This window comes from Mucilaginibacter jinjuensis, assembly GCF_028596025.1.
GTDB classification, from domain to species: Bacteria; Bacteroidota; Bacteroidia; order Sphingobacteriales; family Sphingobacteriaceae; genus Mucilaginibacter; species Mucilaginibacter jinjuensis.
In genome coordinates, this window is sequence record NZ_CP117167.1 from 1,287,406 (window position 1) to 1,302,115 (window position 14,710).

10 protein-coding genes are annotated in these 14,710 nt (G+C 37.9%); 7 read left to right on the plus strand and 3 right to left on the minus strand.

The window, feature by feature from the left end; all coding sequences use genetic code 11:
* Window positions 1–20 precede the first annotated feature (20 nt).
* From PQO05_RS05995 to PQO05_RS06025, 7 genes are all read left to right on the plus strand, one after another.
* Window positions 21–554 (plus strand): hypothetical protein, encoded by a 534-nt coding sequence (locus tag PQO05_RS05995; protein WP_273631784.1) that lies wholly within the window; start codon window positions 21–23, stop codon window positions 552–554.
* A gap of 36 nt (window positions 555–590) precedes the next feature.
* Window positions 591–1,073 carry an SRPBCC domain-containing protein gene (locus PQO05_RS06000; protein WP_273631786.1) on the plus strand — a complete coding sequence of 161 codons (483 nt, stop codon included), beginning with the start codon at window positions 591–593 and terminating at the stop codon, window positions 1,071–1,073.
* Between the two features lie 15 nt (window positions 1,074–1,088).
* Window positions 1,089–1,988, plus strand: a complete 900-nt coding sequence (locus PQO05_RS06005; RefSeq protein ID WP_273631788.1) for an SDR family NAD(P)-dependent oxidoreductase — start codon at window positions 1,089–1,091, stop codon at window positions 1,986–1,988.
* Window positions 1,989–2,163: 175 nt separating this feature from the next.
* Window positions 2,164–2,943: an alpha/beta fold hydrolase gene (locus PQO05_RS06010; protein ID WP_273631790.1), complete on the plus strand. Its 780-nt coding sequence runs from the start codon at window positions 2,164–2,166 to the stop codon at window positions 2,941–2,943.
* Between the two features lie 1,182 nt (window positions 2,944–4,125).
* Window positions 4,126–5,283, plus strand: coding sequence for an AAA family ATPase (locus PQO05_RS06015; RefSeq protein ID WP_273631791.1), 1,158 nt, complete (start codon window positions 4,126–4,128; stop codon window positions 5,281–5,283).
* Entirely contained in the window at window positions 5,258–6,322 is a 1,065-nt protein-coding gene (locus PQO05_RS06020) for a DUF4435 domain-containing protein (protein WP_273631793.1), read from the plus strand. The genes PQO05_RS06015 and PQO05_RS06020 overlap by 26 nt, the downstream gene beginning before the upstream one ends.
* Window positions 6,309–8,180 (plus strand): DUF262 domain-containing protein, encoded by a 1,872-nt coding sequence (locus PQO05_RS06025; protein ID WP_273631795.1) that lies wholly within the window; start codon window positions 6,309–6,311, stop codon window positions 8,178–8,180. Before PQO05_RS06020 ends, PQO05_RS06025 begins: the two co-directional genes overlap by 14 nt.
* A gap of 398 nt (window positions 8,181–8,578) precedes the next feature.
* On the opposite strand, the gene PQO05_RS06030 is transcribed toward PQO05_RS06025, so the two are convergent.
* The 3 genes from PQO05_RS06030 to PQO05_RS06040 are packed head-to-tail and all read right to left on the minus strand — an operon-like array spanning window position 8,579 to window position 14,575.
* Complete coding sequence (locus tag PQO05_RS06030; protein ID WP_273631798.1) at window positions 8,579–11,728, minus strand: type I restriction endonuclease subunit R; 3,150 nt, start codon at window positions 11,726–11,728, stop codon at window positions 8,579–8,581.
* Window positions 11,725–12,984 (minus strand): restriction endonuclease subunit S, encoded by a 1,260-nt coding sequence (locus tag PQO05_RS06035; protein ID WP_273631799.1) that lies wholly within the window; start codon window positions 12,982–12,984, stop codon window positions 11,725–11,727. Before PQO05_RS06035 ends, PQO05_RS06030 begins: the two co-directional genes overlap by 4 nt.
* Window positions 12,968–14,575: a type I restriction-modification system subunit M gene (locus tag PQO05_RS06040; protein WP_273631801.1), complete on the minus strand. Its 1,608-nt coding sequence runs from the start codon at window positions 14,573–14,575 to the stop codon at window positions 12,968–12,970. The genes PQO05_RS06035 and PQO05_RS06040 overlap by 17 nt, the downstream gene beginning before the upstream one ends.
* Window positions 14,576–14,710: the final 135 nt, after the last annotated feature.

The following is a 14,710-nucleotide window of genomic DNA, read 5'->3' on the forward strand; positions in this document are numbered from 1 at the left end:
CTCAACACATAAAATACATCATGAAAACAACCTTGTCAAATCAGCAAACCGTCAACAGGAAAAATAGCGTAAGATATACCGCCAGCTTTCCCATTGAGCTACCGGCAAACCGCATCGACCTGTATCAATGGGTCACCGAAATGACTGAACAGGACTATGCATCTTACTCCAATGCGCACCAGGCGATGGGCAGTCATTTTAAAGACGGCGTATTTTACACCGTGAACGTCGAGAATATTGGTAACGAAACGATCATACAGCATTACGAGCTTAAATATCATACCCCTTCCCACGTTCAGTTTTACTCAGCAAGATCCAAGGCCTACATCTGGCGCTGGTTGCCGGCCGTGGTCGGGGTTCCATGGGAAATGCAGATCAGGCCAATATCTGCCAGCACCTCAGAGATGGTATGCCTCATCGGCGTAGATTTCCCTAATGCATTGCTGCGGATCGGCTCATGGTTCGTTGGCCTTAACGGCTATTTTTTAAGAAAACATCTTCGGAAAGAGGGATATGCTTTTGCCAAGGATATCACCAGTAAATTTTCTAACTAAGCCATTTCACACCAACAATAATTTAAAAATAAAGCAATGAAAAACGATAAAATACTATTTCCGGCCGGTTTTGAGCCGTCGAACAGCCCGGTATTCGTACACAACGAGATCCAGATCAACGCTACCCCCAAGGAAGTATGGGACTGGCTTACCAATGCCCCTACATGGCCAGACTGGTACTTTAATGCTGCAAATGTAGAAATGGTCGGACATAAGGGTGACCGTCTGGTCAAAGATTCCGTATTCAAATGGAAAACATTCGGCAACACACTCCAGTCGGAAGTAAAAGAATACATTCCGAATGAACGCATCGCCTGGCTGGCACTGGGTACCGGGATCAAAGCATATCATGCCTGGCTGATCATTCCTAATGAAGAGGGCTGTAAGGTCATTACGGAAGAGACACAGCACGGCTGGCTTTGCCGGCTTGGCAAGGTCCTGTTCCCCAAACGTATGTTTAACTACCACCAGATCTGGCTGGAAGGCCTTAAGGCAAAAGCAGAAGCAGAAATCAATTAATAATCAAATATCATTATGAAAACTAAAAAAGTGGCTGCTATAGTGACCGGTGGCGCATCCGGGATTGGATTTTATGCAGCCCAAAAATTGGTAGGCAGTGGGTACCATGTTGTTCTTGGTGTCAGAGATGTAATAAAGGGCGCAAAGGCTGCCTTACAATTAAAATCGGCGAGTACCGATGCCGAAGTAGATGTTTTACCATTAGATCTTTCGGATGCGCGTTCGATCCGGGAATTTGCTGAGGCCGTTGCCGGGCGTTTCGAAAAAGTAGAGATACTGGTGCACAATGCCGGTATAATGGCGGCAGCTGAGTCGCGAACCAGTGATGGTTGGGATTTTGAATTGGCAACGAATTTCATTGGCCCTTTTCTCCTTACTAATCTACTTTTACCATTCGTGGATAATGAATCAGGCAGGATAATTACCATTACTTCTGACGAATATGAAAAAGTAAAAGCTCTGGATATAAACATGCACAACCCTTTGGAACGGAAAGAAAAGACCGACCCCATGCGATGGTACGGGATCACCAAATTATACGTACTCATGTTCGCAATTGAATTACAGAAAAAGCTGGAACGTTCCGGTTCGAATATTAAATCCCTCACAGCCCATCCAGGTCTGGCGGGAACTGATCTGGCCGCTAATATACCATCTCCAACAACCCGTTTTTTAATGAAGTTCGGGATGAAGTTGATGGGGCAATCTCCTAAAAACGGTGCCAGGTCTTTTGTTCACGCAGCTCTATCAGCAGATGTTAAAGGCGGACAATTGTGGGCACCGGGCGGCTTCGGCGGTTTGCGCGGCGCGCCGGTCAGTAAAACAATCTTTCCGTTGGCACTTGACAGCGATATTACCGCTGAAATATGGTCCGCCGCTGAAAAAGTAACGAATACGCCCTTTACCATAAATTAGAAAGTTCAACACCCCAGCAATGAAAATCATTCAAACCCCTAAAAATCAATTCGTCTCTTGGATGCTCCACCAGTTGAATTGCTCTTTCGTAAAGAATCAATTTACTAAACTTACAAGATAAATGTTGGTTCATATAGAACCAAAATAAAGTAATCAGATTTGTTAATAATCATCTATGAAAACAAAACATCAATTTCTAATAGCATTAGTTGCCTTTGTTATCAGTACAGCAGCAATGCCTAAATTACAGGCACAGACAAAAAAAGTCAACAATATTGTTTTAGTCCATGGTGCCTTCGTCGACGGATCAGGATGGAAACCGGTTTACGACATACTGGTTAAAAAAGGCTATCATGTGTCGGTAGTACAGCAAACGCTTACCTCATTCGATGGTGATGTTGCTGCTACGATCAGAATTTTGGACCAGCAGGATGGCCCTTGTATCCTTGTCGGCCACAGCTATGGTGGGGCGATTATCACTGAAGCGGGAAATAATCCTCATGTTGCAGGTCTGGTGTATATTGCCGCTCATGCCCCTGATAATGGTGAGAATGAAGCTGACCTGGGCAAAAAAATACCATCAGCATATAAGTCTTTACAAAAGGGCTCTGACGGATTCGACTACATTTTACCAGCAAGTTTCCCTGCGGACTTTGCAGCAGATCTAAATCCCGCTTGGGCACGATTCATGGCTGTTTCTCAACCACCGACCAGCGACAAGGTATTTCATGGTGTCATCCAGAATGCCGCATGGCGCAAAAAGCCAAGCTGGTATATGGTTGCCGATGCAGACCGGATCATCAATCCAGACCTGGAACGGTTTTATGCAAAAAGGGCGAACAGTCACAAAGTTGAAGTAAAGGGTGCCAGCCATTCTGTTTTTGCTTCAAGACCGACTGAAGTTGCCGCATTGATTATAGAAGCCGCCAATGGAGCCTTGGCACAAAAAAAATAATTATACATCAATATAGCTTTGTATAAAAGTAATGAAGATTGATTAATAATAAAAAGGCCTGACAGATCAGGCCTTTTTATTTTATAAAATATAGCTATCATCCTTTCGGGCTGGGCCTTATAAAATCAGATAAAGAAATTGCCAGGTCATCCAAAAAGAAACCTGTTAAGTAAAAGGGAAATGACCAAGGAGAATGGAACATAACTTCTTTTTGACCGAAAGGCGCATCTTCATGTGCTTTATAGTATCACCGCATTTGACGGAGATCAACATCGAACTCTTTTTTTGAGTGAATGTTTTCCAATTATACATCTGATAAACAGCAATTTATGAACAAAAAGAGGGAAAAGATTGTGAAAAGACAACCTTTTCCCTCAAGTAGCCCATACTCGTCATTTTTCGAACTATTTCATTGAAGATTTGCGTAAAATGGCCTTTTGAATAATTGGTTCGAGCCCAGCCTCAGGACGGTAATCAAACAGCTTCCATATATTTTCATGTCCCCAGACTGGACAAAATTCGAACCTCTTGATACAGCAATTGCATCTATTAAACGGATTGCAAGTAGTTTGATTTGCGGGGGGGGGGGGGGGTGATTCCCCTTTGGACTCGCTCACAGCGGGAGCCCAAAAAGATATAGATCCGAATCAATTTTCTAAAAACTTGAGCAATTTAGCAGCTATTTTGTGAATCTTATTTTTTCGATTTTATATCTATTACGTTTGACAATTGCGTAGAATTTATATGAGTTTGAGGAACAAAAAAATTATAAAGTACAAGACGATCTCTAAAGGAAATATCCCCAGCCAGTGTAGTTTACAAAATAGATTATCGATCAATTTTGATATTCCGCGAGATCTTACTAGGCTATTCGGTGCGTTTTGGAGCGCCAGGGTTTTTAAGCAATTAAAAAAGTCGCAATTAATAATCAATAAATAATATCTTCAAAGTGTTACGAAATTAACTATTTGCTATTTAGGAACGGGGTGATCAATGGCTCCGGAATGTCCAGAAATGCGGGGCGTTTTAATATAGCACGTTTATTTTCACACCTTAACGTCAACAGTAATTTGTACAATTGCATAAAATTGACAGATTTTAACTGAGAATGGTATTATTAACTTTTCTATTAAATGAAATCAAAACGCTTGCGGTAAAAACATCCTATTCCTATCATTGCAAATGGAAATACAAAAATTTGAGATCATCAAACTTTATGGCGCCAAGAATTGGGATCTTGTAATCAAAAATAACAGGTTAGTGATTGTTGCGGAAAATGGCGCTGGTAAAACAACAGTTTTAAGACTTTTGTATCTCTTTCTATCGAAGCAATGGGGCAAGCTCATCGAATATGATTTTGAGGCTATAACAGCCACCATTGACAATGTTTCCTATTCTTTTACCAAGGACGAATATGATGTCAAAAAGATACCTCAATCATTTATAAACTTAGCAGTAAGAAAGTACCCTATTTACAAGGATTTTCTTGAGACCAAGTTAGTATCATACACCCCGCAACAATTATTTACCGATGATTTAGTCGCGAAAGAAATCGAAAGTAAGTATGATGTTCCGCTAAGTCTTGTTTACTCTCTAATTGCTGAGTTGTCACGGCACGAGTTTGATAACGACAGATATAAATGGCAGAGCAACTTATTATATCTTCCGACTTACAGAAGGATCGAAAGAGATTTTAATTCTTTATACGGAGACATTAGTAAACGGCTTGAACAAATGTTGAGGCAAACTATTCCATCAATAAATATAAGTATCAAAAAGCAGAAGGAAGAAAGCGAGAGCGGAACCAGTGAGCTTGAAAATGAGTTATTAAAGATCTTCGATACTCTATGGCAAAATAGAGATTTTGAAAGGTGGCAAGGTAAAACTGAACGAAGTTTTTATATGGAGCTGATTGAGTTCGGTATGGATGATGTTCAATTCAGAATATCTCAAATAGTAGAAAAACAACCAGCCAGAGTTCAATTATTCCTAGAAAAATGCAACAAATATTTATCAAGGAATAAGTTCCTAGAACTTTCAAAAAGCGGAAAACAACTAATCTTGAGGTATAAGGAATTCGATTCCCGAGATCTGAATATCCTATCTTCTGGTGAGAAGCAAATCATCAGTTTATTCAGTTACTTATTGGATGAACCCGAGAAACTTCTAGTATTTATCGATGAACCAGAACTTTCTCTATCGATGAGTTGGCAAGAAATGATTTTGACAGATATAGAAGATTTTAAAATTGGTGGATTGGTCGTAGCCACTCACTCGCCATTTGTAATATCGGAAAATTTCAAAAATATTACCTATGGCCTCGATGAATTTGCAAGGTAATATTTCATTTAAAAATAATTTTTTCCAAAAGGAAAAATCTAAAATTGTTGTTTCAAACTATTTGAAGCTATTACAATGTTATTGGGTCCTTCCTAATACTGTGCACCTATTTGTTGAAAATCTGGATGATTTCACTTTCTACAGCATGCCCGTGAAAATTGTTTATCAGGGTCATAATCCTAAATTTTATAGGTTGGAAGGAAAAACTAATGTAACTGATTCTTATAGAGAGTTTGATTGGAAAAGATTTAAGAGATCGAAGATTTTATTTCTTGCGGATAAGGACTATGATGATTTTTTGGGTAAAGAACAGGTTACCGCACGTAATTTTTTTTACACTAAATTTTATTCCATAGAAAACTATTTTGTGAATGAATTTACTTTCAGGGCGATACTTGAGTATCTTTTCACTAGAATGGACGATGATATCGTAGAGAAGCTGGTTACTAAATTTAATATTGCACATAATTTGTTCCAACAAAAACTTAAAGTACTTACGAGAATTATTTTGATCCATAGGGAAAAAGACGGTCATCTCGAACTTGATTCATTCAAAATGTCAGAGTTTATGTTGATTGATAATTTAGAATACTTTGAAAAAGAATTAATTTCTGAATACAAGTACAATAAACTTATAAGAGACCCTGCAGTAAACAGTTCTGTAAAAGCACTCTTACGAAAAGATACTATAAGTGAAATAATGGTAAAGAATTGTGGTGGTCAAGAGGGCTTAGTTACATTTTCAAAAATCATGAGAAAAGACGCACAGTTAAACAACTGTGATGATCCGCATTGTTACATTAGAGGAAAATATGCAATGTGGTTTTTAATGGGAATGATAAATTCTATTGAAAAAGCTATTGAGAGAATTTACGAAATAGAAGAGCGGGTTAGCGATCAAATGAATCCCATGCCAAGGAAGAGAGCACAAATCATAGAAACATATATCTTTGACCTATTATCTCCTAAAATTAACGTTCCTGCTGATGTTTATCAGTTTTTAATGATAAATTACAAGTCTATACATGAAAACGATTAAAGATATATTCAATAGTGTAATTTTTCGTATTCCGGATTACCAACGTGGTTATTCATGGGAAAAGTCACATTTGAATGACTTTTGGCAGGATCTCAGCAACCTTCAAAACGATAAAGTTCATTACACGGGTATGATCAGTGTAGAGGCCGTTGAGAAGAGTGAATATGAAACATGGACTGAAGACATTTGGTTAATTACGGGGAAAAAGGATACTCCGTATTTTATAGTTGACGGGCAACAACGTCTTACAACTATCATTATTCTTATTTGGGTAATTGCCGATAGAATGGCGCCGGGCACCCAACTTAGTTATACAACTAAGGAGAACCTGATCGAAAAGTATATCTTCACAGAAAATAAAATGGCTAGTAAAAAGTCATACATTTTCGGATATCATAAAGACAATCCAAGTTATGACTTTTTAAAAAAGGAAATTTTTGAGCAAAGGAGCCCCGAAGACACCGAACCACTGGAAGAGACAGTATACACAAATAACCTGCTAAATGCGAAAATTTTTTTCCTGGAAAAAACTAAAAAGATGAGCCAGGCTGAATTGGGTGTTTTGCTCGATAAAGTTACAAAACAACTGAAGTTCGATTTTAAGGAGTTGGAAAAAGAGCTTGATATATTCATTGTTTTTGAAACAATGAATAATCGGGGAAAACCCCTTTCTAATCTCGAAAAATTAAAAAACAGGCTTATTTACATTTCTACGCTATTACCTGACGAATCTATAGAAAGAAAGTTGGAACTGAGAGATCAGATTAACTATCACTGGAAAATAATCTATAAATACCTCGGTTTAAATAAAGAACGCAGGTTAGAAGACGATCTGTTTTTACAAACCCACTGGATAATGTTTAAACGCTATGATAGACGGGAACCGGAATTTTATGCAAACGATATATTTGATCGGTATTTTACATCCAAAAACGTTATAGAAGGAAAAGAAACCTTCGAGACAATTGAAGCTTATATTGCCAGTTTATCAGTGAGCGCAACACAATGGTTTGTGATGAACAATCCATCCCATACTCACGCTATGGAACTTGCTCAATCCTTTTCAACAAGAAATTGGTTACGGAAAATAAACCGACTTGGGTATAAGTCGTTCGCTCCACTTGTCATGGGGGCGCTGGTAATCGAGCGCAACGATGATAAAATATCGAAGTTATTGCAAGCCGTAGAGGCTTACATTTTTTTGATATTCGATGTTTCATTTAGAAGATCTAATACAGGTACGTATCATTTCAACGCAAAAGCGAGCGAACTTTATAATAATGAGATTTCCATAGAAGATATAATCACCGATATCAAATATTGGATTTACGGTAACAATGATTATACTGGTTATTTTGATGCCAATAGTTTCCTATTGCAACTTAAGGATCTTTTTGCGAGAGACAATACCAATGGCTACTTTGACTGGAAGTTTTTACGTTATTTCCTGTATGAATACGATTTATCATTAAGGAATAAATATCCTATAAAAAAATCCTGGGGCGAACTATCAACAGTCCAACATATTTATCCAAATCAGCCACAAATGAGCTGTTGGAAAATTCCATTTAGGGACTTTTCACAACAACAACGAAAATATTTATCTGGAAGCTTGGGGAATTTTGTTTTGGTTGGTAAAGGACATAACGAACACAACTGTTTAGAGGAAAAACAAGATTTCTATTCAAGCTACGCTAATGCTGTTGATGTCTCTCATAAAAAAGATTGGACAAGAGAAGATATTATCCAGCGAGGTTTAGATATGTTACATTTTATGGAAAAGAGATGGAACGTGAGTTTAGGTTCAGATGACAAGAAGTTAAAATTACTTTTTATCGATTTTGAGATTACGACCTAGAAAACTCATATTAATATCCGTATTTGCGACTCAAATTACAATTAAATGAATTTTTGTTAGAAATTGCTGATCTACAAACTTAGGTTTTACTAACTGCATAGATTTATAATCAGACCTAAAGTTAAGATATAATTTTGTCAATTATTTCGAATCAATTTTACTTAACCTACAAGTGTTGATACCAAACGCGCTGTTAATAATCAGACCCAAGTACTATCAGATTAAAGCTATTTAATTAATTAATAAATTTCGATCCAATTTCAGGATAATCGTTCTAATAAGCTCTTACTGATCATTTCTCGAACTACTTATCGAAGATTTAAAAAGAATTGCCTTTTAAATGGTATCATCCGTAATCTTTGCTATGGTGTATCTTCATGTAAATGCTCTATGAACAATTAGTATCGTGTGATAGAATGCTTTTTATAGTTTTCCGCTTGGTCAAATATTTCCTTATATACTTCGTCTCGGTCAACTGGTGGATAATCATTTTCGGCCAATAGCATAATTAGATCAGCTTTCAATTCTGCTTTAATATCTTCTCGTCTACTCCAGTCCGTGTATTTAGTTTTATCATCAACTACTGTTTTAACTTCTTGAGCCAAATGTAAAAGTTTCTCTTCTGGATAGTTAAAATCATACTTTATCATCAAGGCTTTTAGAATGTCGTAAAAGGCTTTTTCCTCAAGGTCGATGCCCATTTCTTTAAAAGAATCTTTCTCTGCTCTGAGGGCATTATATAGCCCGATAATTTCATTTGTAAAATCCTCAAGTACCTCGCTTCGTAATACATCTGCTTCTTTACGTTCATTGTACTTCTCAACAAGCGTTTGCATCTTTTTAGAAAAATCTATACCGGTTACCTTATTAACTTTTTTAAACTCTTCAATAGCTTTTGCTAATAGTTGTTGGAGCAGTTTAATTTTGGTATTAGGTAACTTAATTTTATCAATTTTAGCTAGGTAATCTTCATCAAAAATATCAACCTGAGTAGTAGATTCATCGCCCAATTTAAAAATCTCTTCAACTCCGGTACTTTCTATCGCATCTTTAATCATCTCCCTTACCCGAGAGTTCATCTGAGCAGTATCCGGTGCCGAACCTTTCGTTAGCTTAAATACAATTGACCTTACCGCCAGATAAAAATGAATTTGATCGCGTTGATCCTGTGCAAAGGCATCGCTACCTGCGCATATATCATAGGCGGTTTTAAGGCGTTTTACCAAGTACATAAACCGTTGTTCCAATTCGTGGGTTATCTGTACAAATTCAGCCGCCATATTCAACGTATGGAGCTGCTCCAGTGGTAATCCATTATAATATTTCTCTGAATCGAACTTGTGAAATATTTTTCCAAGCAGATCCAGATGATCTTTAGTAACTATTATTGACTGCTGTATATCTTCAAAGTTTTGAGTATCGACCTGATTATACTGCTTCAGAGCCAAATTCATTTGTTTCTTTATACCAATATAATCAACCACAAGGCCTTTATCCTTGCCCTCATATTTGCGGTTTACCCTTGATATAGTTTGAATAAGGTTGTGGCGCTGGATAGGCTTATCAATATAAATGGTATCCAAAAAAGGCACGTCGAAACCTGTAAGCCACATATCAACTACCATGGCTATTTTAAAGTTCGACTTTTCATTTTTAAATTGCCTGTCAAGCTCTTTCCTGTATTCCTTAGTACCTAAAAGTTTATATAATTCTGCTGGGTCGTCCTTGCCGCGCGTCATCACCATTTTGATGCGGGCCATAGGCTTAATTTCCTTTTTTTCTTTATCAGTTAACAGTGCCCCATCTTCGCTGGCTTTTACATTTGACCAATCGGGACGTAACGCTATCACATTTTTATACAGCTCGTAGGCTATGAAACGGTTGCTGCATACGAAAATAGCTTTGCCCTTTATGGTAGCGCCTTCTGTTAAACGCTTTTCATAATGGTTAACAAAATCTTCTGCCAGGGCTTTCAGTCTATCAGGATCGCCGATAATGGCGTTCATCTGGGCAACTGCTTTTTTACTTTCTTCTATCTGGTATTCATTGGTACCCTCTTCGGCACAGCGGTTATAATAGTCCTCTATTTCTTGTAGCTTACGATTGTTCAGTAGTACTTTGGCAGCACGACCCTCATAGACAATGCGTACGGTAATTTCATCTTCTACCGATTCTGTCATCGTGTAAGTATCTATTACCTCGCCAAACACATCTAAAGTAGAATCTACCGGTGTGCCGGTGAAGCCAACATACGTAGCGTTGGGTAAACTATCGTGCAGGTATTTTGCAAAGCCGTATGTCTTTGTAACTCCTTTTTCAGTGATCCTAAGTTTCTGGTCTAAATTGGTTTGACTGCGATGTGCCTCATCGGATATACAGATCACATTCGCTCTGTCCGTTAGCAGTTTGGTATCTTCAGTAAACTTATGGATGGTTGTTAAAAACACCCCCCCACTGTTTCGGCCTTGGAGCAATTCGCGTAATTGGTTACGGCTTTGTACACTTATTACGGTATTGTCGCCAATAAAACCCTTGGCATTGGTGAATTGTCCCGATAGCTGATCGTCCAGGTCTGTCCTGTCGGTAATTAGCACAATAGTCGGGCTGGCAAAGTATTCGCTCTTCATCAGCAACCGTGCTAAAAAAAGCATAGTATAGCTTTTACCGCAGCCAGTTGCTCCGAAGTATGTACCGCCCTTACCATCGCCATTAGGGCGTTGGTGGAGTTTAATGTTATCGTATAGTTTGGTTGCTGCGTAGTACTGCGGATAACGGCAGACCAGCTTTTCGTCCTTTTTAGAACTATCCGGGAAGTAAATAAAATTTTGAATGATATCGCGCAGCCTGTAACGGTTGAACATACCGTGTATGAGCGTGTACAAAGAATCAATTCCGTCAACCTCTTTAATAAACCCTTCTATCTTTCGCCAGGCATAGTAAAACTCGTATGGCGCGAAAAACGAACCTGCTTTGTTATTAACGCCATCGCTGATGACACAAAAGGCATTGTATTTGAATAACTCCGGGATGTCCCGTTTATAACGAACGGTTAACTGAACATAAGCATCGTGTATGGTAGTTTCCTCCTGGATGGCTGTTTTAAATTCTAATACTACCAGCGGCAGGCCGTTGATGTAAAGGATGCCATCGGGGATACGTTTTTCGTAGCCTGTAATTTCGAGTTGGGTAACTACCTTGTAAGTGTTTTGATCAAGTTCCGTGTAATCTATGAGCTGAACATAAAAGTCTTTCTTACTGCTATCCTCACGCTTCAACAAAAAGCCATCGCTTATGCGTTTCATAATGGCCTTGTTACTATCGTACAGATCAGTCGATGGATATTTTTCCAAATCGCGAATAATGCCTTCGATCTCGCTCAAGGTAATTTCTTGTTCGCGGTATTGGTTTAACAAAAAAGCGATTAAGTCTTCTTTAATGAGCACTTCATCAGGCTGGCGCAATATAGTCGCGCCAAACAGATGCGGTATATCCTCCTGACCTAACAGCTCAATTATAGCTTTTTCTAATCGCGATTCAGTAAACTTCATGCTGGTTGTTCGGTTTCGAGTAATTCAGGTTTAGACATTTTGGAATATAATACATCCTTAAGTGAATGTAAACCTATAATTATCTCTTTAGATATTTGAAGATTAAGATGCAATATATAACTTAAGCTTTTATACTCTTTTATGATATTGAAAGGAGGACGAATGATTTTTTGTTGTCCGAATGTCGTTATGGTTATAGCACTTTGTGTAGAACCTATAGTTATTTCGTTTATAAGTGAAACAAAATGTCCGCTTTGCATAAAGTCATACAAAAAGTAATTACATCCATCGGTTGAAAAATTTTTAAACCAAATTACATTACCATCTTTGAAGTAAAACTTTGCATCCTCAACCAAATAGCTTACACCAATTGTTCCTACCGCGGTCATCAATATATCACCTGGTTTTGGAATGTCATATCTTGATGCGAGTTCAATGTAGCGGTGTTCGGAAATATATATTGGGTCATTAATTGGTGTTCCCGATTTTTTTAAGCTTATTTCCTTGCCACGATAAAAAGGCACTCCAGAGTCAACATATTCATCTTCGAAAATTCTTTTGCTGGATGTGATATCACAAAATGAAGAAATTGGAGAAGCAGTCCATCCATTGGGTACGTATTGCTTCAACTCCTCACACCAAATCATTTCTCCACCATTGGATTTGTAAGGCTTTCCATTTTCATTATGGAATTCAAAATCAACAAACCATTGTTTGTATAAAGCCTGCGCTGTTTCTTCCAGTTTTTTATTTATTTTTTCGCTCAGTTCTATGCGGTTAACTATGGTATGGTATTCTTTAACAATTTCCCACTGTTTTTCGATAGATGGGATTGGTAATTCAATGTCACACATATCATTCCAGTCGAAAATTTCCCGTGCACTACCATGCGATTTAAAACGTGCATACCGGTCAAACTCAGGGCGACGAAACCACATCATCAAATATTCAGGCTCCAACTCTTTATGATCGGTAATCTCAAATACAGTATAGGCTTGAGAAACCATCGCTTCATCTTGCGAGGTCAATAATGCGATAGCAATTTTATCTCCTCGTCTTGATGTATCTGCTATATAAGTAAATTGGTTCCTTTTAATTATTTTATATGTAGTAAAATCAGTGCCTATAGTATTTGATCTTGATTTAATAAAAATTTTTTGAGTCGATACACCAAGAAGATTTTCTTCGCTCGCTTCACAGTTTCGAATATTAACCTCTTGGATATATGGTCCCAGCTTTTTATAATGCGATCTCATACCCCAGTTCTTTAAACACATTCATTAAATCTTTTTTCGATTGCTCTTCGGCTTTCAATAAGGTTGAAAATTCAACTTGTAGCGAAGCCATCTTTTCATCAAAATCAATATTTTCATCCCTATTGATAAACTCAATGTACTTACTTGGCACTAGAGAAAAGTCTTTAGCGGCAACTTCTTCAATTGTTGCGGAATAACAGTATTCGGCAACGTTTTGGTATGTCTTTCCAAAATTTGTTTGTTGCCAGTTATGATATGTTTTGGCAACTGTGTTAATATCGCCTTCGGAAAATTGTGTGAATTTCTTTTCAAAAGGTTCTCCAACTTGCCGCAAGTCCATAAACAGTATTTCGTTATGTCTGTCGCGATAGTTTTTCACTACATCATTTAGCACAATGGTACGTTCAGTTTTGTTGTTATTCAAAATCCAAAGTGTTACACTAATATCAGTGGTATAAAACAAGTTTCTTGGTAAGATTACTATTGCCTCAACTAAACCATTCTCAATCAACTTCCGGCGTATCTTATATTCTTCTCCGCCACCAGATAATGCGCCGTTTGCTAGTATAAAACCAGCCACACCATTGAATGATAATTTTGAAACGATATTAAGTATCCAAGCATAGTTGGCATTACTTGTTGGAGGAACATCATAACCACGCCAGCGCGGATCGTCCACTAATTCATTATTACCACGCCAGTCTTTTTGATTAAAAGGTGGATTGGCCATAATAAAATCAGCTTTTAGATCAGGATGTTGATCTTTACCAAAAGTATCTGCAGCCACTGCACCCAAGTTAGAAGAAACTCCGCGGACGGCCAAATTCATTTTAGCCAGCTTGTAGGTAGTTGTTATTGATTCCTGTCCGTAAATAGATACTTCTTTTTTGTTACCATGATGATTTTCGATGAATTTTACCGATTGAACAAACATACCGCCAGATCCGCAAGCAGGATCATAAATTATTCCACGATAAGGTTCAATCATTTCAGCTATTAAGTTGACAATGCTTTTAGGGGTATAAAACTCCCCCTTACCCTTTCCCTCAGCTAGAGCAAATTTACTGAGGAAATACTCGTAAACTCGGCCCACAATATCCTGCTTTTTATCTTTAAGCGTATCAATATTATTTATTGTATCCAGCAGTGTAGCCAATTTAGTCACGTCCATGTTTAGACGTGAAAAGTAATTGTCCGGCAAGGCTCCCTTAAGCGAAGGATTACTTTTCTCAACGGTATTTAAGGCAGTATCAATTTTAACCGATATGTCGTTCTGCTTAGAGTTTTGTATGATATAAGTCCAACGTGATTCTTCTGGTAGATAAAAAACGTTCTTTTGATTATAGAACTCTTTCATTTCCATAAACTTCTCTTTGTGCTCGGCTATTAGTTCCTGGCGGCGCTCAACAAATTTATCACTGGCAAATTTTAAAAAGATGAGGCTAAGTACAACGTGTTTGTACTCTGACGGCTCTACCGTTCCGCGCAATTTGTTGGCTGATTCCCAAAGGGTTTCCTCCATGGATTTTTGCTTAATAGCTTTTTTTACTTTTCCAGGCTTCAATCCTCGCTCGTTTGTCTCGCTGATCATTTGTTTCAGTTATCAAGCAAAAATAAAGTAATGTAGCCCCAAGGCCAATGATTGCTGTAATTTATTTCAAAATAAAGAAATTTAAGTAAAGCCAATATCTTAAGCAAGTCCAAAAAGTTTCTACGAAGAGGAATC

Coding starts and splice junctions, on each gene's coding strand:
- PQO05_RS05995 (WP_273631784.1), top strand. CDS start 21: ATGAAAACAACCTTGTCAAATCAGCAAACCGTCAACAGGAAAAATAGC.
- PQO05_RS06000 (WP_273631786.1), top strand. CDS start 591: ATGAAAAACGATAAAATACTATTTCCGGCCGGTTTTGAGCCGTCGAAC.
- PQO05_RS06005 (WP_273631788.1), top strand. CDS start 1,089: ATGAAAACTAAAAAAGTGGCTGCTATAGTGACCGGTGGCGCATCCGGG.
- PQO05_RS06010 (WP_273631790.1), top strand. CDS start 2,164: ATGAAAACAAAACATCAATTTCTAATAGCATTAGTTGCCTTTGTTATC.
- PQO05_RS06015 (WP_273631791.1), top strand. CDS start 4,126: ATGGAAATACAAAAATTTGAGATCATCAAACTTTATGGCGCCAAGAAT.
- PQO05_RS06020 (WP_273631793.1), top strand. CDS start 5,258: ATGGCCTCGATGAATTTGCAAGGTAATATTTCATTTAAAAATAATTTT.
- PQO05_RS06025 (WP_273631795.1), top strand. CDS start 6,309: ATGAAAACGATTAAAGATATATTCAATAGTGTAATTTTTCGTATTCCG.
- PQO05_RS06030 (WP_273631798.1), bottom strand. CDS start 11,728: ATGAAGTTTACTGAATCGCGATTAGAAAAAGCTATAATTGAGCTGTTA.
- PQO05_RS06035 (WP_273631799.1), bottom strand. CDS start 12,984: ATGAGATCGCATTATAAAAAGCTGGGACCATATATCCAAGAGGTTAAT.
- PQO05_RS06040 (WP_273631801.1), bottom strand. CDS start 14,575: ATGATCAGCGAGACAAACGAGCGAGGATTGAAGCCTGGAAAAGTAAAA.